This is a genomic window from Dyadobacter sp. CY343, from assembly GCF_021390335.1.
Classification (GTDB): domain Bacteria; phylum Bacteroidota; class Bacteroidia; order Cytophagales; family Spirosomataceae; genus Dyadobacter.
On the sequence record NZ_JAJUXK010000001.1, the window covers coordinates 1,196,896 to 1,215,585 of the forward strand.

Consider the following 18,690-nt stretch of genomic DNA (forward strand, 5'->3'; position numbering starts at 1 on the left):
GGCGGTCGTTAGTTATTTTTATACGTTCTCTTGTTAACCTGTTGCAGCCAGAAATACCCTAAAATTCCGGAGGTTACCGAGGCAGTTAATATTGAGAACTTGGCTTCCGATAAGATCAGCTCTTCGCCAGCGAAAGAAAGCAAGGCGATGAATATCGACATGGTAAAGCCGATACCTCCAAGCATGCCTACACCAATGATGTGCATCCAGGAAGCATGCTTTGGCATTTTACCGATCCCAAGTTTAACGGCAATCCATGAAAACAGGGTAATGCCAAAAGGCTTGCCAATTACAAGCCCCGCGATGATACCCAGGCCTAGCACCGTGGTCAGTCCTTGCAGCATTCCAGGCTCGAATTCAATATTTGTATTGGCAAGTGCAAAGATCGGCATAATGACAAAGTTGACCGGGTTGACCAATATATGTTCAAGCTTTTCGAGAGGTGACTCGGTTGCATCCGGAGTGGTAGGTAGCGCAAAGGCTGTCAGCACACCAGCGATGGTAGCATGGACTCCTGAGTGATGGATAAAATACCAGATGAAAAGACCCGGGATCAGATATGCTGCAAGACTTTTGACTTTAAGTTTGTTGAGAAGCAACAAGAAAATAAATATTCCAAACGCATATAAAAGGTAAGTGTAGTGAATGTCGGTTGAATAGAAGATAGCAATCACCAGGATTGCCATCAAATCATCAACAATTGCCAACGCTGAAAGGAATATTTTCAAGGAAGATGGTGCGCGCTTTCCGAGCATGGAAATGATGGCGATGGCAAAAGCAATATCTGTCGCCATAGGTATGCCCCAGCCGCTGGCGGTCGGGGTGCCTGAATTAAACCAGAAATAAATCGACGCAGGGGCCAGAACGCCCCCGATAGCGGCCAGGATCGGCAGTGATGCTTTCTTGAAAGATGAAAGTTCACCTTCCACCATTTCCCGCTTGATTTCAAGGCCCACCAGAAGAAAGAAAACGGCCATTAATCCGTCATTGATCCAGAGCAGGACGGGGTAGCGCAGGTGAACACCAGCCATATCAGCGCCAATTTCCGTAGCGAGTAGTGCCTCAAAGCCTGGTCCTGCGCTTGAATTTGCAATGATCAGCGAAATCATCACACAAATGATCAAGATGATCCCGCCCGTTGAACTGGACTGGAAGAATTTCTTAAACGAATTCAGGTTAATTAGATTTGCCATGGGGTAAAACTAATAACTAACATTTAAACTACTTCCAAAAGCCTGGTCTAAATGCGAGAACTAAAAAACACGTCTACTCCGAACTGATCGATTGTACCGGATTAACCATGGCGGCTTTTACACTCTGAAAACAAATGGTGATTAACGCAGTTGTCAATGCCAGCAGGCCGGCCAGCAGGAAAGTCCACCATTGAATCTCCACTTTGTAGGCGAAATCTTTCAGCCAGTGATCCATTACAACCCAGGCGATGGGCGAAGCGATGACGATCGCGATCACAAAAAGTTTCATGAAATCTTTGGAAAGCAATGTTGTAATGTTCAGAACCGTCGCTCCAAGTACTTTTCGAATGCCAATCTCTTTGGTTCGCTGTTCAGTAGTAAAGGAGGTTAATCCCAATAATCCCAGGCATGAGATCACAATTGCTATCCCTGCAAAAAAGTTAAATAGCTGACTGGTTTTCTCCTCGGTACGGTAGAGTGCATTGTAATCGGCATCCAGAAAAGCGTACTCAAATGGGTAACCCGGAATGTATTGCTTCCATAACCGTTCTGCTTTGGCCAAAGCAACTGGCGCAAGTTGTGCCGTCGTGTGCACATGAACGCGGTAATTTTGGTTAGGGTGACTATATATAACGAGCGGCATAATGGGTTCGCGGATGGAGGTGATATTGAAATCTTTCACAACACCGATGATCACCCCTTCTGTACCGTCCAGTTTGAATCTCTTGCCAATTGGGTCTCTGATACCAGTCTGTTTTACAGCTGTTTCATTTAAAATAATGGAGGTTGAATCTGTCTTGTCGCCTCTGAAGTTCCTGCCGGCAATTAGTCTTAATTTAAAATTCGGGATAAAATCCTGATCTACGCTTATCTGCGCCATGATGATCGTCCGGTCCCTGGCTTTCCCGTCCCAATCAGTCGACACAGTGCCAGTCAGCACATTGACGGGTGTATCTGTGGCAGTGCTTACGGCCAGAATACTTGACTCACCTTTGAGTGCTTGCTTGAACTGCGGTGTGAAATTTCGTCCAACAAATGTGAAGGTATGTTCTCGGTCAAACCCCGGATCACGGTCTCTGATAAAGCGCATTTGACTGCCAATGACAAATGTACCCACAATGAGCATGGTTGCCAGCGTAAACTGCGCTACCACCAATGATTTGCGAAGCAGCGCTCCACCGGCCTTGCTGGAACGTCCCTTTAAGGCCTGGATCGGATTATATCCGGAGATCAGAAACGCGGGGTAAAGCCCTGCCAGAACAAAACAGAATGCCAGTGCGCCTATCAGAATCTGCCACGTTTGCAGATCGAAAAGTGAAAAGTGACCCGATTCGCCGGTAATACTGACATAAAACGGAATGATCCCTTGCAGCAGCCCGACGGACAGGAACAGCGACAGGCTCAATGTCAGTAGTGATTCCACCAGTAGCTGCATGGCCAGTTGTCGCGAGCCCGCGCCTACTACTTTTCGAATGCCAATTTCCTTTGACCGTCTGGTGGCCCGTGCGGTGGTAAGGTTCACATAGTTAATACAGCCGATACTGAGCAAAAGTAAGGCAACAGCTCCCATCATGCCTACCTGCTTACTGGCTGATTCATTTCCTTCCACCGGATATAGGTGGATTTCAGAAAGCGGCTGTAAGAGAAAGTCCGAAGGGTTAGTTGCGTCTCGGTGTGCCCTGCCCTGTATGTCGGTCAGTTTTCCTTCAACTTTCGTCGGAACTGTATTCGCACCCAGCTTTACATATGTGGTAAAACTATAATCATCCCAGTTGTCATCAACTGAGCGGCGGCCTCCTTTCTGCGGATCAAGACTTTTCAAGACGGCGAGATTGACATACATATCGCGTCTGAATGATGAATTGTAGGGAGCATCTTTCAAAACCGCACTCACTGTGAAAGTGGCGTTGCTTTCAACATTGACAAACGATTTGCCAATCGCATTGGCAGTGCCAAAGAACTTGTGAGCCAGTTTTTCGGACAATACCACAGAATTAGGCGCAGAAAAAAGCGCATTCTTATTACCAAAGATCACCTTGAAGCCATCGAATATCTCTATAAAATTAGCGTCTGTATAAGCAAGATTTCCCTTTTCAGTAAACGTCTGGTTGTTAACCCTGAATGTTGCCGAAGGATAATCTCCGATGCGGACGGCATTCTTTATTTCGGGCACTTCCCTAAGAGCCGACACTGCGATCGGTCCCGGTGTCGATGTAGATGTATACTCATCTTCACCTTTGCCAAAATGAGTATTGATCTGGTAAATCCGGTCGGTATGTGTGTGGAAGCGATCGAAGCTGAGCTCATTCCGGACCCACCAGAACAAGAGCAAACTAACAGCCAGCACTACGGCAAGGCCTCCGATGTTCAGCGCCGTATACCAGCCGCCCGCACGCAAATTGCGAACCGCGACATTTAAATAATTTCGGATCATGAGTTATGGATACTAAGTGTTTATAAGTATTACCAACTCATTAGAAGTAGTGTTGCAGCATCACCAATTTTGAGGGCCGATTTTTTGTCTCAAATACCCCTTCTATATGTTCAAAATGGCCGCAGTAATGGGTTTGAAGTTCGCTATTTTTGCTGCTGTCCAAAATCGAATCAAAACATCTGGCAAGTATGAGAAAGATAATCGCCGCTATCAATATGACGCTCGACGGTTTTTGCGATCACACCGCAGTCTCGCCCGACGAAGCAGTGCACGCTCACTATGGTGAACTCCTTAAAAATGCCGATACTGCATTGTATGGCAGGAAAACGTATTTGCTTATGGAGTTTTGGAAAGGCTTGGCAGAACAGCCCAGTGGAGAAAAATCGATGGATGATTTTGCAATGAATATGGATGCTATTCCGAAAGTTGTATTTTCCCGCACCTTGCAAAGCGTAGATTGGAAAAGCGCAAGGGTTGCTACCCGCAGCCTCGAAGCGGAGACGCTGGCACTCCGGGAAGAAGATGGCGGTAACATTTTGGTATGCAGCCGCAGCCTGATCGTTGCGCTAATCAACCAGGGCCTTGTGGATGAATTTCAGCTGATGGTCCACCCGGTGGTGGCGCGAAAAGGTTTGCCTTTATTTGACGAACTCGCAGACGGAGTCGTTTTGAAATTAACAAAGACGCAAACCTTTGCCAGTGGTGCTATATTGCTTTACTATGCTCCATCGAAGCAGCAATAGCTTAACCGAACGCATGTGTTCAGCGGATAATAATCGCTCTTCCATCGCTCAGGTGTACGACCTGTTCTATATGGCGCCGAAGCATTTCTTACATTGTGCTAAGATAGAGATTCTGGTAATTTTTTGATCACCTGCGTTCTGTGAACCAATCCCCAATCAATCATGGAATCAATCACATTGGCAATGTCTTTTCCAGACTTTGTTAACCTGTACTCAATCAGCACCGGCGTCTGATTGTACACCTTGCGCTCGACAATGCTGTTCATTTCAAGCTCCTTCAATTCCTTTGATAACATGCGGGGAGTTATCTTTTCAGTGCTGTCCAGCAGGTCTTTAAACCGGCTTACACCACGGAGTAGCGCTGCGATGATAGGAAGTTTCCATTTGCCGCTGACGACGTTTAATGTATCTGTCAAAGCCAGAATGTAAGTCCGTGGACATTGCGGGCCTTTATCACTTCCAATGAAATCTTTAAAGTCACTCATATCAGCTATTTATGATGTTCAGTATACAAAAATATACTGATATTTTATGATAACAAACTATACTAAATATAGTGGTAGCGGTAATTTTGTCTATCAAAAAACAAAAAATAACATGATACTAGTTACGGGTGCAACAGGGCAGTTTGGCGGGAAAGCCATTGACCATTTATTGAAAAAAGGAATCGAACCATCCCGGATTTCGACGTTGGTGAGAGACGCAGCAAAGTCACAGGCAATTCAGGAAAAGGGTATTGAAATAAGAGTTGGAGACTATGCAGATTACGATTCACTGGTCCGGGCTTTTAACGGCGTAGATAAACTATTACTGGTGTCGAGTAATGACCGCCAGGCTTTCGAAAACAGGACAGCGCACCATTTGAACGTCATTAAAGCTGCAAAAGAGGCTGGCGTCAAGCACATTGTGTATACTTCATTTGTAAGAAAACCGGGTTTTGAAAATTCTGCCATTGCTGCTTTTCAAAATTCGCATGTCGAGTCGGAGGCTTATTTAATAAATAGCGGCATTGATTATACGATCCTGCAAAATGGTATTTATCTGGAAATGATTCCCGTCTTCGCGGAGGAAAAGGTTGCAGAGACAGGCACTATTGTGTTCCCGGCCCAGAATGGCAAAGCCAGTTATGTGCTTCTGAAGGAGTTAGCAGAAGCCGCAGCGCACATCCTGGCTACGGGTGGTCACCAAAACAAGCTGTACCAGTTGACAAATACCGATTCGGTCTCTTTCTTCGATATAGCGGGTGAGCTATCCAGGGCCATCGGAAAAGAAGTATCCTACCAATCCCCACCGGTGGAAGAGTTTGAATCAATGCTTAAAAGCTTCGGTGTGCCGGCTCAATATATCGGGATGTTCACCACGTGGGCTACGGCATTAGCACAAGATACAATGGATGTAGATGATCCTACCTTGGAAGGGTTTTTGGGTAGAAAACCAACCACATTGAAGCAGTTTATAGAACATATTTACGCGAAGATTGACATTTTGCCCTCAAAAGCTTTTACCAATTTATAGCTACCTTTGTTTTTTACAAACATCCAGTTATGCGTAAAACTTCTTTCGAAGATCTATGTTACCATCTTTCCAGCGGCTGTTCGACCGATCTTAGCGCGCTGTTGCCCGAAGGGATCCAACAGGAGGTAGGTCATTTCAATGTATTCGATTTGACAGATATTATGCAGGAAGCGCGGGAGAAAACAACAATTTCCTGCGCTTCCCGTGCATTTTATAAGATAAGTTTTCTCACGGGCCGCTCGCTGGCTGAATACCCGGACAGGGCGGTCGAGATCTCGCGGCCGACATTAATTTTTACGACACCTAAAAGTCCATACTACTGGTCTCCAATGGGTCGGCAAACCGGACAGTTCTGTGTGTTTACAGCTGAATTCTTCCATCCTGCTATGAGCGGCGTAATACTGGACGAATTGCCCATTTTCAAGTCGCCGGAACATCCCGTGTATGCACTTTCCGATTCTGACATCGAGCGTGTACAAGGCATTTTTGACAACATGAAGGCTGAAATCAGCTCTAACTATGCTTACAAATATGACTTGCTCCGTGCCTATACGCTCGAACTGATCCACCTTGGTCAGAAGCTGCAGTCTACCGTCATGCTCCATCCTAATCACAGCGCATCAGCACGAACTACATCCTTGTTTTTAGAGCTCCTCGAAAGACAATTTCCATTGGAAAGCCCGCAGCAAAAAGTGGCGCTGCGCACAGCGAAACAGTATGCTGACCACCTGGCCGTGCACATCAACCATTTAAACAAAGTACTAAAAGACACCACAGGCCTAACAACGACCGAACTTATTGCCGGCAGAATCCTTCAGGAAGCGCGGGCATTGTTAAGGCTCACTGATTGGAGTATAGCCGAAATAGCGGATAGTCTTGGCTTCTCAGATTTCGCGCACTTTGCCAAATTCTTTAAGAATGAAACTTCCTTGTCTCCGGGAGCCTTTCGTAGTCAGGCAAAAAGTTTGAATTATACATAAAATTGATTGGCTGGAACTAACCGGCACCTCGTCATTCGGCAGACTTTTGTAGTGTTTTTAATCTCTACAAAAAAAGTCTCATGACAACTCAAAAAATCGCATTAGTTACCGGCGGAAGCCGCGGAATTGGTAAAGAAATAGCAGTAAAACTGGCACAAAAGGGAATTGACGTCTTGCTTACATATAATAGCAATGTGGCTGAGGCAGAGAACACCGTGGACGCGATTACATCTCTTGGAAGAAAGTCCGTAGCCTTACAACTCAACGCTGCCGATACCAGCGGGTTTGATGATTTTTTTCTGAAAGCAAACTCGGCATTAGAAACGGTTTTTGGCACGGATCGTTTCGATTTCCTGATCAACAATGCGGGGACCAGTCTTACGGGATCTGTTTCAGAAACTACTGAGGCGCAGTTTGATGAGATGATGAACATTCATCTAAAAGGTGTTTATTTTCTGACTCAGAAGGCACTGGGCTATCTTCAAGATGGAGGACGCATCATCAACATTTCTTCCGCTGTGTCTCGCGTGAGCTTTCAGGGCGTTTCGGCTTACGGAATCATGAAGGGAGCAGTTGATGTGTATACCAGGTTTCTGGCGCTTGAATTAGGCGTGCGTGGCATTACAGCCAACGTAGTTGCCCCGGGGGCCATTTTTGGTGGCGGAGCAATGGAGGATACACCAGAAATTCGGGCTCATATAGCAGGCGCAACTGCATTGGGACGGGTCGGTTTGCCAGACGATGTCGGTGGGGTAGTAGCATTCCTTTGCAGCGAAGACGCCAAGTGGGTCAATGGCCAGCGGATTGAACTGACCGGCGGAATGAATCTGTAAATTCAATTTTAAAAGCAGCAATAGCGTATATTGTTTATCGTTAATTGCGATATACAATATACGCTATTGCTGCTGGTGGGACTTTGGGAAGTTATTGATCCTACGCAAACTTTATTAAAACCCCATTTTTAAGCCAACCGAAGCATAAGGGGAAACAGCGAAATAGTAATCATTATTACCAGCAAACATCCCTTTTAAAGTCCGGTCGCTATAAGAGGCAGGCCGGTAGAGATTCAGCCCGACCATTGCGGACATGGACAGGCCCGTTTTACCCAATTTGACTTCCGGACGAAAGCCGGTCACAATGTATTGGTGAGAGAATATCTTATCCTTGCCGTCCTTTTCGAGCAGCGCCATTTGCCCGTTCATTTCGAAAGCGAGCGCCAGCTTAACCTGTTTATTGAATCCATAAGTCGCCGAAATATCCAGCCCGTCGATCAGCTCGGCTTTGAGGTCGAAGTTACCCTCGCGTTTCCAGTTCAGGTAAACGGCCGGAAATAACATTGGATAGCCCAGGGAACTGTTTACGGCTAACCCCCCGCCAATCGCCAGGTTGGGTTTCAAGTGGCGGATAAAGACGACGCCTGCACTGCCAAGCACATTTTTGAACCTGATTTTGGACAGGTTTGCAGACGGGGTAAACACGCCAACACCCACACTTGCCCGCATAGACCATCTGTCATTCAACGGCCGCAAATGGAAAATACCTACTTGAAGGTTCATGATTTTTGAAACCATTTCGTCCTCGAAATTTTTGTTGTTTAACGACGCATATGCCCCGCTAAGGCCAACTCCCCAAACGGTCGGGCGGTTATTTTCATTCATTTTGGAGGACAGCGGCATATTAAATGCTCCCTGATAAATGATGGAGGAACCTGTGCCGTCACCGATTCTTTCCTTTGGTTTATCTCTATTGGGAAGAAACCAGTAGCCCGAATTCCCAATGAACTCTGTCTTAAAAGTTACTTGCTGTGCTTCTGCTTTTTTAAATAATAGTGCTACTAATAATGTAGCCACTAATAATGCTCGTTTCATGGTTTCGACCTCGTATTTGACGTTTACATTCGTTTTGATTCCTCAAAAGAACGGCGAATCGCCTAGCACAGAAACCGATAAACCATGGAGTTTAGAATCGGCAGGTTAAAATGCAGCCGCAGGGAAATGGAATTATTGAAGGACCCCATCCATCCATTTCAAAAAGTCCGGAACCCGCACGCGGCTGACCAGCACTTCGTGAGGGCAAGGGGGTGAAAAAGTAAGTTGCAAACGGGTATTGAAGTATTTTGCAACATTTGCGATGGCTTTTACATTGCCAATGCAATTGCGGGAAACCCGGAAAAACAATCCGTTGTCGAGTTGCTGCTCCAACTGGTCCAATGTGTAATTGATAATATGCCTTTTATTTTCGAATGTGTGCAGGAAAACCACGCCGTCTTCGCTGTAAAAGTGGGCGATATCGTGGGTTTCTATATAATGGTAATTTTCACCTTTTGATATCAGGAAGCGATTTTTAAGTTTAGTAAACAGGACTTGTTCAAAATCCTTCGAAACCGGTTTATACGAATTGCTGTGAAAGATATTTTCAAATTTAATAAGTGCCGATTCCAATTCTTTCTCGTCAAAAGGCTTTAAAAGATAATCGATGCTGTTAAACTTAAAGGCTTTAATCGCATGCTCGTCGTAAGCAGTGGTAAAAATAACGGGCGTGGTAACTTCAACATGATTGAATATTTCAAAGCAGTTTCCGTCAGCAAGCCGAATGTCCATCAGGATTAAATCGACGGTGTTGAATTTCAGGAATGCGATGGTATCAATAACTGTTTTGGTCCGCTTTTCAAATTGGTAATGAGGGCGTAACTGGGTCATCATGCGTTTTAATTCTTCATACGCAAACCGCTCATCTTCGACTATCAGGTAATTCATGGCTCGATGTAAGGGATTTTGACAATAAACAGACTGCCGGTGTGCTGGACGATCACTTTTTTGGCGTATAATTCATATTGCTTCGAAAGATATTTCAGTCCGATCCCGCCTTTGTCTGTATCACTTGTGGGTTGTATGCTGTTTTCGAGGGTAATATATTCACTGCCAATGGTCAGGCGGATATGCAAAGGCGATTCTTCGGTCGCAACATTATGCTTGAATGCATTCTCTAAAAGCAGCTGCAATGTGAGTGGAATGATTTTACTTTCCTGGCGTGCAGCCGATTTTTCAACGATAAAATAGAAAGAATCTTCAAACCGCATCCGCATCAGAAAAAGGTATGAATCAAGTGCGTCCAGTTCCTCGGCAACGGTGACCTGAGGCTGGCGGTTGAGTGAAAGCACGTACCGGTACGTTTTTGAAAGTGCCTTGGTGAATTTATTGGCGTTTTCGGGATTGATATAAATTAAAGACGAAAGGACATTTAATGAATTAAAAAGGAAATGCGGATTGATCTGGGACTTTAATGTTTCATGCTCAAATAACAGCGCTTCACGTTGTGCCTTTTCCGATTCCGCAATCGCTTTTTGTTCAGACTGAAAATAATGGATCAGTTCAAAAACAAGTAGGATAGGGGTGTTGGTAAGCATGGCCAATGCAAATTTTGTCAGGAAGGAAGGCATTCCTTCCTGCGACACCAGCAATACATTGTAAATCAGGAAATCGAATACCGACAGCAGTATAAAGCAAATGGCGATCAGTCCTGTAAGCTCGGCGATGATCCGGTAAATGATATTCTTTGGATATGGTAAATGCTTATTCAACAATAGCAACAACTGGTAGTCTGCCACACACATTGCAAACACCACAATGTAATGTGCTGATAATTGGATATGAAAATTCTTCCATAAATCATCTTCCATCACAATGTTGCTCAAAAGCATTTGGCACAATGCATAGAGCAGCGACGAAAAGAAGAAGATCAGCCAGCGTTTTATATTAAGTCTTTCTGTGCGAATCATGATAAGGGTTTAAGCGAATCAAGCCCAAAAAGTAAAGTTTTACCGCGGGATTGATAGCAAACTACCCCGATATTCTGATGAAGTTCATTTTTCGGGCTATGAATTGCACCACTCCAAAGCTGTGTATGCCACATTGTTTTTTTGCATGCGCAAATTGAAACAGGCGGTTACCTTATTCATGCCCGGGGAAAGAATGCGGCTTACCATTTGTATTTACCGACAAAACCGAAACAAGTTGTCATAGAACAAATTTTACCGCTAACTAAGTTTATTCCTACTTTTTCTTGGATATCGTTAATATTGGGCTAAGATAATATTCCAAGCCTAACTTACTGACCTCTATGAAAAAATGTACTTTCCCTCGCTTGCACTTCCTCTCGATTACAATCAGCTGCTTGTTGAGTAGCGTGTAGCCGGTTCCTGGCCGGTTTTCAATATAATTCCCACACACTCTTCTATACATCGATCCCGGCTGGTAATCAGCCGGGATCGATGGCGTACATCCATTTTTCATCCTTTAACCTATTTCTACATGGCAGAACCATTTCTATCTGAAATCCGAATGGTGAGTTTCAATTTCCCTCCAAAAGGCTGGGCAAATGCCAGCGGGCAATTTCTCCCTATCAATCAAAACCAGGCATTGTTCGCTTTGCTGGGTACTACTTATGGCGGTAATGGACAGACAACTTTTGCATTACCTAACTTCCAGGGAAAGGTGCCCATTCACGTGGGAAACGGGTTTAATCTCGGGCAAACAGGCGGCGAAATAAGTCACACGCTTACGCCGAACGAACTACCACAGCATAGCCACCTATTGCAGGCGCGCGACACGGGCGATGCAAGTAACAATGTGATCGACCCTACCGGAAATTCGTTTTCAAACTCCCAACCTAGTAACCTGTATTCAAACGCGATCAACGACAATCTGCTGTCCCTTCGACCGGGCACAGTATCATCTGTCGGGGGAAGTCAGCCTCACAATAACATGCAGCCTTATTCGGTGCTCAATTTCGTCATAGCGCTGCAGGGAATTTTCCCCAGCCAGAATTAATCCCCCGGTGTTCCAGTCGATCACATCAAACACGTAAAATACATGGCACAACCATATGTTGGCGAAATAAGAATATTTGCGGGCAATTTTGCGCCTGCCGGATGGGAATTTTGCGAAGGTCAATTATTGCCGATCTCCGAAAACGAAACCCTCTTTCAATTAATAGGCACTTCGTACGGAGGCGACGGCGAGTCTACATTTGCCCTTCCTGACATGCAGGGCCGTTTGCCGGTCCACATGGGCAATAACCAGGGTACCAGCTATATCATCGCGGAAAAGGCAGGTACTGAGCAAGAAACGCTCACAAGTAACCAGATTCCCAACCATACGCACAATTTCCAGGTGACTAGCGACATTGGGAACATCCCCAGTCCGAGCGGCTCAATCATCGGCGTGTCCACCAAAGCGAAAATCTTCTTTGCGGATCCGCCTGTGGTAAATTTTAACGCCAATGATATCGGACCTGCCGGCGGAAGCCAGCCACACAGCAATTTTCAACCGTACCTGTGTCTCAATTTTATCATTTCTCTCTTCGGGATATTCCCGTCTCCGACCTGAAATCTGGCAAGAAAGGTGATGTATAAAAATTTAACAACAAGAAAATATCATGGATCCATTCGTAGCTGAAGTAAGAATATTCCCATTCAATTTTGCGCCCAAGGGCTGGGCTTTTTGTAATGGTCAATTAATGCCGATTTCTCAAAATACCGCACTGTTCTCGTTGCTAGGCACAACCTACGGCGGCGATGGCAAGTCGACATTTGCATTGCCTGACCTGCAAGGCGCGGCGCCTATGCATCCCGGGCAGGGAGCTGGCTTGTCGCTGCACGATCTTGGGGAAATGTCGGGAAGCACATCCGTAACATTACTCCAATCTGAAATGCCGCTTCACAATCACCAGTTGCGGGCTGCCAGCGACGTTTCAGAAACCGCTACCCCCAGCAGCACGACCACGTTTGGCAAGGCAGACGAAGGTAGCGTATATGTAGGAGGTACTCCAACCAGCCCAATGGCACTTAACTCCCTGCAAGTGACGGGCGGATCTCTGCCGCATAATAATATGCAGCCTTATCTTACCTGCTACTTCAATATCGCTTTGCAAGGCGTATTCCCGCCAAGACCATAATTGACAACCACCTGATTCCCGATTTTTTATAGTTACCATTATGAAGTTGAGTTTTACCCGCACCGATCTCCAAGTCAGGCCTATAAGCGCCAATGATAGGGCATTCCTGCTCGATACCTACGCAAGTACACGTGCGGAAGAACTGGAAAGGGTCCCGGATTGGACCGACCTGATGAAACGGGAATTTTTGACGGGGCAATTCAACGCCCAGCATGATTACTATCAAAAAAACTATGTCGGGGGCAATTTCTGGGTGATTGAAGACAAAGGAAACAATATAGGGAGGCTCTACCTCCACGAAAACTACCAGGATAAGGGTATGCGGATCATTGACATTACGATTTCTCCATTATACCGGAACCGCGGCATAGGCGAATCAATCCTGAAAGACCTGATGAACAGGGCCGCCCAACTCGGACGGCCGCTGAGCATTCATGTTGAAACTTTCAATCCTGCCAAGAATCTGTATACCCGCCTGGGATTCAAAACGGTAAGTGAAACAAACGGAGTTTATCATTTAATGGAATGGAAGCATACGACCTAAGTACCATAACGGCTGATCATTTCAGCAAATACATGAACCAGGCGTTCGACGTCTATTTTGCTGAAACACAAATAGTACCCTCCACTTTAACGAGAGTTACCCGGCTCAGCAGCTACACGCCACTTGAACGCGGGCCCTTTTCGCTGGAACTCCAGACGAGCGGAGATCACGCTCCCCGCCCCCAGGGAATTTACAAGATCGCACATCCAGATATCGGGAACATAGAAGTGTTCCTGGTGCCGGTCGGGACCGATGTAAAAGGGATGAGGTATGAGGCTGTATTTTCCTGAAACTGAACTAAAACAAAAGGCTACATCAAACAAACTAGCTGCATGAAAAATTTTTACCTATATCTTACAGGGCTGGTGCTATTCGCTTCCGGCATCGAAATGGTCGACCGGCTCGGTACTGACAGCACCCGAAAAGAGCAATTCGCACTGACACAGAACGACCGCGTGCGCGCCGAAAAATCAGCTTCGGTCAAAGTTCCCTACGCAAGATCCCGTGCCGCAAAGAAAGGATCAACATTGATGCTTGTGCCCGGCATTTCGGCTACCAATACTTATGTGATTTCGAACGATACCGGCCTCAGCGGAGGCTCAGCAGGTGACGAAATTACCTACACGGTCACGATTAGCAATGGCGGCACGGATGCTACCGGGGTAGTATTTTCAGAAACGCTCGACCCAAACACCACCCTGGTGCCGGGTTCAGTAACCGTAAGCCCGATCGCTGTCAACGACTCATACAATACGATCGGTAACGTTGGGCTCAGCATCCCGGCAGGTAGCGGTTTGCTAAGCAATGATGTCAGTCCCAACGGAACTTCCCTGACTATTACCAGCTCCGCGACGGTTGCCACTGCCCAGGGCGGCAGCATCACACTCGATCAGAATACCGGTGCATTCACTTATGACGCACCAGCGGGCTACATAGGAGCAGATACATTCGACTATACCATCGGAAATAACTCAGGTACCACATCCACCGCTACCGCGACGATCACTTCGACCGGCGCTGTCTGGTTCATCAAGGCCGACGCGCCGGCAGGCGGAACAGGAACGCTATCCAAGCCATTCAACTCCCTGAACGCATTTCAGAGTATCAATAACAACGCAGGCATAAACGCCAAAGCCGGGCATCTTGTTTTTCTTTATACCGGAAGTTACGACGGCAGTGTGACGTTGCTGGCCAGCCAGAAGCTGATCGGCCAGGGGGCGGGGGAGACAATACTTGCCCTAGGCCCATTCGCTACACCAAGCGGTGACAACCTCCTGCCAGCTACCGGCGGAACACGCCCGACCGTTACTTCTTCCGGCACCGCAGTCACACTCGGAGCGGCTAACACAATCAGGGGTTTCGACATCGGCAATACTACCGGAGCCAAACTTGCAGGCGCATTCACGGGTACACTGACTATCCGGGAAATGGCTCTTAGCGGAAGCGGACGTGCGCTGGCAGTATCAGGAGGCACTTTTGATGCGCAGTTTTCAGAAGTTTCTTCGAGCTCTACTGCGTCAGGCGAGTCGGTCACGATAGAAGCCGGCAGTGGTTCTGTCACGATCGCGACAGGAACTCTCAACGCTGTTAATTCGGGGGCTATCAGGATTTCCGGAACCTCACTGGCTCTTAACGTCAATTTCGTTTCGGTTTCAAGCGCAGGCGCGTCAAAAGGTATCTCTGTGTCGGGTACAACAGGTACTTTCCAGATTACCGGTAACGGGACGACAGACGGATCGGGCGGTGTGATACAGAATATCACCAGCCGTGGCATGGAGTTCATCTCGGCAGCCGGGATCACGATTAAGAATGTGAATATGCTTAACGCCAATACCACAGATGGGACCTTGCCCGTAGCCCTCGACAATTCAAATGCCAACGCAGCAATTCATGCAAATTCGGTAGCGGGATTGTCGCTGGATAATGTGGAGATCACCGGCACGGTTTCGCAAGAAGGTATTAACCTGAGAGGGGTAAGTAATTTTAATTTTACCAATGGAACAATAGCAAATGGCGGTACATTAGGCACAAGCGAAGAAGGTTGTATCTATGCCATCAATACGAGCGGCACCTGCACGATCACCAATTCTGCATTTGCCAATCCGGGTGGACGTGCTGTGTATTTTGACAATACGAATACCAACCTTTCCAAACTTACCGTTTCAGCCTCGTCTTTCGATAATGCGGACAATGGTTCGGGTCTTCAAATGTATGCCCGCGGAAGTTCAACGATGAACCTTCGGGTTGTCAGCAATTCTCAGTTTACCAGATGCCGTACGGCGGGTATAGAAGCTTATGCAACCGACAACGCCGTGATCCAGGCTGACGTGCTGAACTGTACTGTTAACCCGATTGACAACGTGGGAACCGGGATAGATATCGCCAGTTCAGGCAGTGCAACTGCAAAATTTAATGTAAGTAACAATACGGTATCTACGTGGAACGGACCGGCACTGAACTTCTTCACGACCGGCAACGGCTACCTGGAAGGAAATGTTACTGGCAATAATGTGTCAAAAACCGCCCAGGCAGGTTCCGGGATCCGCGTGAGCAACAACACGCCAAGCGCGCGCTCAACCGTACTGATCAGGGACAATATCATTAATAACTGGTCCACCGGGAATGGTATTGCGGTAGAAGCAACATCATCTACGAACACATTGAGCAACGTTACTATTGATAATAACACCATAGCGATGACGGGTGTCGACGCGTCTTACGGGATCGACGTGCTTACTGCCGGCGGCGGCTCGAACAATGCAAAGATTTGCGCCAACATCATTAATAACGATGTGACCATTTCGCCTGTCGTTAACTATGCAGCGAGAGCCCGGTCAGGCGTAACCGGCTCAACCGAAATCCGCTTGCAGGGAACAGGAACTACCTTTACGGAAACCTGGAACAACGGAGGTAATACGCCTGGCGCCGGACCGGTAAACCAGAGCGGTGACGGACCATTTACAATCGGCGCAGGCGTAACCTGCGCGACACCTAATGTGCCTCCGCTAAACGCACGCCTGGGCGCTGAGGAAATAGAAGTATCGCAAACCGCACCGGCAGAAAATCCTTCTGCGCCATTGCGGCAGACCGCTGTAAACGGAGCAGTCACGGAGCCTGTCGCGCAAACAGCACCTGCCGCTACGGCAAGTCCTGCCCGTTTGGACGGTACACAAGCCGGTGAGACGATCACAATCAATGGCAGCGGCAGCGGTTTCAATATCCCGGCTGGCAAAAATGTGATCATCGTGTTCAAGGCTACTATCAATGACGACATTCCGGCAGCCGCCTGCGAAGTATCGACCCAGGGTACTGTTTCAGGAAGCAATTTTGACAATGTACTGACCGACGATCCGGCCGTAGCCGGGACAAATAACCCGACCGTTACACCGGTAGTATCGGTACCTGTGATCACTTTCTGCCCTGGCGACCAGACGGTATCACCCGACGGAGGTACCTGTACATCTACGCAAACACTGGCGGCAACCGCAGATGCCTGTCCGGCCGCGACCATTACATATAGTGTGGATGGAAATCCGATTACGTTCCCGTACGCATTCCCGGCAGGTGCTACTACCGTGCTTGTAACAGCTTCGAATGGCATCGGAACAGCTCCTACTTGCTCATTCACAGTGACTGTCACTCCTACGCCGGCGCCACCTGTTACGGATGAGCCTGATGACCAGACCATTTGTGCGGGTTCAGGTACTTCATTCACAGTAGCGTCTTCTCAGACCGATGTAACTTACCAATGGCAGAAAAAACCCTTCGGAGGTGCATTTGCGGATATTACGGTTGGGTCAAATGCAACTGCTGACGATGCGACGCTGACACTTACCAATGTACCGGTTGAGGATAACCAGTCAGAATACCGCTGCATTGTTTCAAATCCATGCAACAGTACCACCTCCGCCGCTGCGATCCTGACAGTCAATGAGATCACAGGCTCTTCTTTAACCGGAACAACGAGTGTTAACCAGGGAGAAGCTGCGCCGTTAGTAACCTTCGGAGCAACGGGTGGTACACTGCCTTACACATTTATTTACACGGTGAACGGAGGCAGCAATCTGACCGTTTCGACGACGGGTATTCAGACAACTGTAACAGTAAGCCAGCCGACGAATGTAATCGGTGAATTTACGTATGAACTTGTGAGTGTAACAGATGCACAATCCTGTTCGCTGACGCCTCCTTCTGCGCAGACCGCAGTTGTAACCGTCGCATCAAACCTTTCCGCCACGATATCCGGCACTACAACGGCATGCCAGAACACAACCGCGCCGGTGATCACGTTTACAGCTGTCAACGGAATCGGGCCGTTCACATTTACCTACAACATTGATGGAGGATCCGATCAGACCATATCTACAACCGGTGTCAACACGACGGTCACGGTAGCTGCGCCTACCACAACTACGGGTTCGTTTGTTTACACGCTGACGAATGTCAGTGGCGCAGGCGACGCTTCCGCATCCGTTGCAGGACAAACTGCTACGATCACAGTGGACGTGGCACCGACGATAGCGCTCACCGGTGACGAGTACGCATGCATGAGCGACCGGAATACCTATACGGTTTTCTTCACGGCGTCGGCGGGAGCAGTAGTTACTTCTGACAAAGGTGTCGTCAGCGGCAACACGGTCACCGGCATTCCAACCGGTGAGACGGCGATACTTACTGCTACGTTCGGCGGTTGCTCAACTACGCTTAACGTTTTCAAAGACTGTAATTTACCGGTAACTCTGATCGGCTTCGCAGGCTCCAAAATCGAAAACAAAGCTGTTCTGCAATGGAAAACTGCGGAAGAAACCAATAGCGACCGGTTCGATATTCAACGGAGTAGTGATGGTAAAAACTGGCAGATCGTCGGCACGGAAAAATCGCACGGTGAAAGTTACGCAGTGAGATCCTATGCATTTGTCGACCAGGAACCTGAGGAAGGAGACAATTTTTACCGCCTTAAAATGATAGATCTGGATAAGACTTTTGCTTACAGCCAGGTGATCAAAGTGCGTTTCGCTAGCGAGGTTTTGAAGTCAGAATTTTATCCAAATCCGGTTGCCGATGTGCTGACGCTTTCAAGTACAAAGTGGAAGCTGGTCAAATCGGTCGAAATTTACAATATGACCGGAACCTCAGTCTATCGTTCAGCTAAAACGGTATCGAAAACCATATCGGTGAGAGATCTGCCTGTCGGCATGTATATTCTGAATATAACCCACTCGAATGGCGAGACGGCAAATCGCAAGCTGCTGATCAACAGGTAATAAGCTGAACGTGATATTTGAGTAGCTGGCGAGTTAATCAGGCTGCTCACCAAAAAGCGAAG

The 18,690-nt window shown here is 47.3% G+C and carries 16 protein-coding genes; 10 read left to right on the forward strand and 6 right to left on the reverse strand.

From position 1 onward, the window contains the following. Nucleotides 1-8 precede the first annotated feature (8 nt). Nucleotides 9-1,193, reverse strand: a complete 1,185-nt coding sequence (gene nhaA, locus LZG94_RS04970; RefSeq protein ID WP_233790827.1) for a Na+/H+ antiporter NhaA — start codon at nucleotides 1,191-1,193, stop codon at nucleotides 9-11. A 73-nt stretch (nucleotides 1,194-1,266) separates the two neighbouring features. Beyond that, nucleotides 1,267-3,627, reverse strand: coding sequence for an ABC transporter permease (locus LZG94_RS04975; RefSeq protein WP_233790828.1), 2,361 nt, complete (start codon nucleotides 3,625-3,627; stop codon nucleotides 1,267-1,269). Nucleotides 3,628-3,815: 188 nt separating this feature from the next. Here LZG94_RS04975 and LZG94_RS04980 point away from each other — a divergent pair, with 188 nt between their 5' ends. Then, nucleotides 3,816-4,370 carry a dihydrofolate reductase family protein gene (locus tag LZG94_RS04980; protein ID WP_233790829.1) on the forward strand — a complete coding sequence of 185 codons (555 nt, stop codon included), beginning with the start codon at nucleotides 3,816-3,818 and terminating at the stop codon, nucleotides 4,368-4,370. 98 nt (nucleotides 4,371-4,468) lie between these two features. Here LZG94_RS04980 and LZG94_RS04985 read toward each other — a convergent pair whose 3' ends face one another. Then, on the reverse strand, nucleotides 4,469-4,855 hold the full coding sequence (locus tag LZG94_RS04985) for a helix-turn-helix domain-containing protein (RefSeq protein WP_233790830.1): 387 nt from the start codon (nucleotides 4,853-4,855) through the stop codon (nucleotides 4,469-4,471). 112 nt (nucleotides 4,856-4,967) lie between these two features. On the opposite strand from LZG94_RS04985, the gene LZG94_RS04990 reads away from it, so the two are divergent. From LZG94_RS04990 to LZG94_RS05000, 3 genes are all read left to right on the forward strand, one after another. After that, nucleotides 4,968-5,885: an SDR family oxidoreductase gene (locus LZG94_RS04990; RefSeq protein WP_233790831.1), complete on the forward strand. Its 918-nt coding sequence runs from the start codon at nucleotides 4,968-4,970 to the stop codon at nucleotides 5,883-5,885. A gap of 29 nt (nucleotides 5,886-5,914) precedes the next feature. Further along, nucleotides 5,915-6,865, forward strand: coding sequence for an AraC family transcriptional regulator (locus tag LZG94_RS04995; RefSeq protein WP_233790832.1), 951 nt, complete (start codon nucleotides 5,915-5,917; stop codon nucleotides 6,863-6,865). A gap of 80 nt (nucleotides 6,866-6,945) precedes the next feature. Then, on the forward strand, nucleotides 6,946-7,698 hold the full coding sequence (locus LZG94_RS05000; RefSeq protein WP_233790833.1) for an SDR family NAD(P)-dependent oxidoreductase: 753 nt from the start codon (nucleotides 6,946-6,948) through the stop codon (nucleotides 7,696-7,698). A gap of 114 nt (nucleotides 7,699-7,812) precedes the next feature. Here LZG94_RS05000 and LZG94_RS05005 read toward each other — a convergent pair whose 3' ends face one another. The 3 genes from LZG94_RS05005 to LZG94_RS05015 form a co-directional block, all read right to left on the reverse strand. Continuing rightward, the gene (locus LZG94_RS05005) at nucleotides 7,813-8,733 is read right to left on the reverse strand and encodes a DUF6268 family outer membrane beta-barrel protein (protein ID WP_233790834.1); all 921 of its coding nucleotides are present in this window, start codon (nucleotides 8,731-8,733) and stop codon (nucleotides 7,813-7,815) included. Nucleotides 8,734-8,865: 132 nt separating this feature from the next. After that, a complete protein-coding gene (locus LZG94_RS05010; protein ID WP_233790835.1) occupies nucleotides 8,866-9,621 on the reverse strand; it encodes a LytTR family DNA-binding domain-containing protein in 756 nt (251 codons plus the stop codon). Further along, complete coding sequence (locus LZG94_RS05015; RefSeq protein WP_233790836.1) at nucleotides 9,618-10,643, reverse strand: sensor histidine kinase; 1,026 nt, start codon at nucleotides 10,641-10,643, stop codon at nucleotides 9,618-9,620. Before LZG94_RS05015 ends, LZG94_RS05010 begins: the two co-directional genes overlap by 4 nt. A gap of 532 nt (nucleotides 10,644-11,175) precedes the next feature. On the opposite strand from LZG94_RS05015, the gene LZG94_RS05020 reads away from it, so the two are divergent. From LZG94_RS05020 to LZG94_RS05045, 6 genes are read left to right on the forward strand one after another with little or no spacing between them, the layout of a single operon-like run. Further along, on the forward strand, nucleotides 11,176-11,694 hold the full coding sequence (locus LZG94_RS05020; protein ID WP_233790837.1) for a phage tail protein: 519 nt from the start codon (nucleotides 11,176-11,178) through the stop codon (nucleotides 11,692-11,694). A 42-nt stretch (nucleotides 11,695-11,736) separates the two neighbouring features. Next, on the forward strand, nucleotides 11,737-12,252 hold the full coding sequence (locus LZG94_RS05025; protein WP_233790838.1) for a phage tail protein: 516 nt from the start codon (nucleotides 11,737-11,739) through the stop codon (nucleotides 12,250-12,252). Between the two features lie 49 nt (nucleotides 12,253-12,301). Beyond that, nucleotides 12,302-12,820 carry a phage tail protein gene (locus LZG94_RS05030; RefSeq protein ID WP_215235506.1) on the forward strand — a complete coding sequence of 173 codons (519 nt, stop codon included), beginning with the start codon at nucleotides 12,302-12,304 and terminating at the stop codon, nucleotides 12,818-12,820. Between the two features lie 40 nt (nucleotides 12,821-12,860). After that, nucleotides 12,861-13,364, forward strand: a complete 504-nt coding sequence (locus LZG94_RS05035; protein WP_233790839.1) for a GNAT family N-acetyltransferase — start codon at nucleotides 12,861-12,863, stop codon at nucleotides 13,362-13,364. Further along, on the forward strand, nucleotides 13,346-13,654 hold the full coding sequence (locus LZG94_RS05040) for a DUF6916 family protein (RefSeq protein ID WP_409013237.1): 309 nt from the start codon (nucleotides 13,346-13,348) through the stop codon (nucleotides 13,652-13,654). Before LZG94_RS05035 ends, LZG94_RS05040 begins: the two co-directional genes overlap by 19 nt. 42 nt (nucleotides 13,655-13,696) lie before the next feature. Further along, complete coding sequence (locus tag LZG94_RS05045; RefSeq protein WP_233790841.1) at nucleotides 13,697-18,628, forward strand: Ig-like domain-containing protein; 4,932 nt, start codon at nucleotides 13,697-13,699, stop codon at nucleotides 18,626-18,628. Nucleotides 18,629-18,690: the final 62 nt, after the last annotated feature.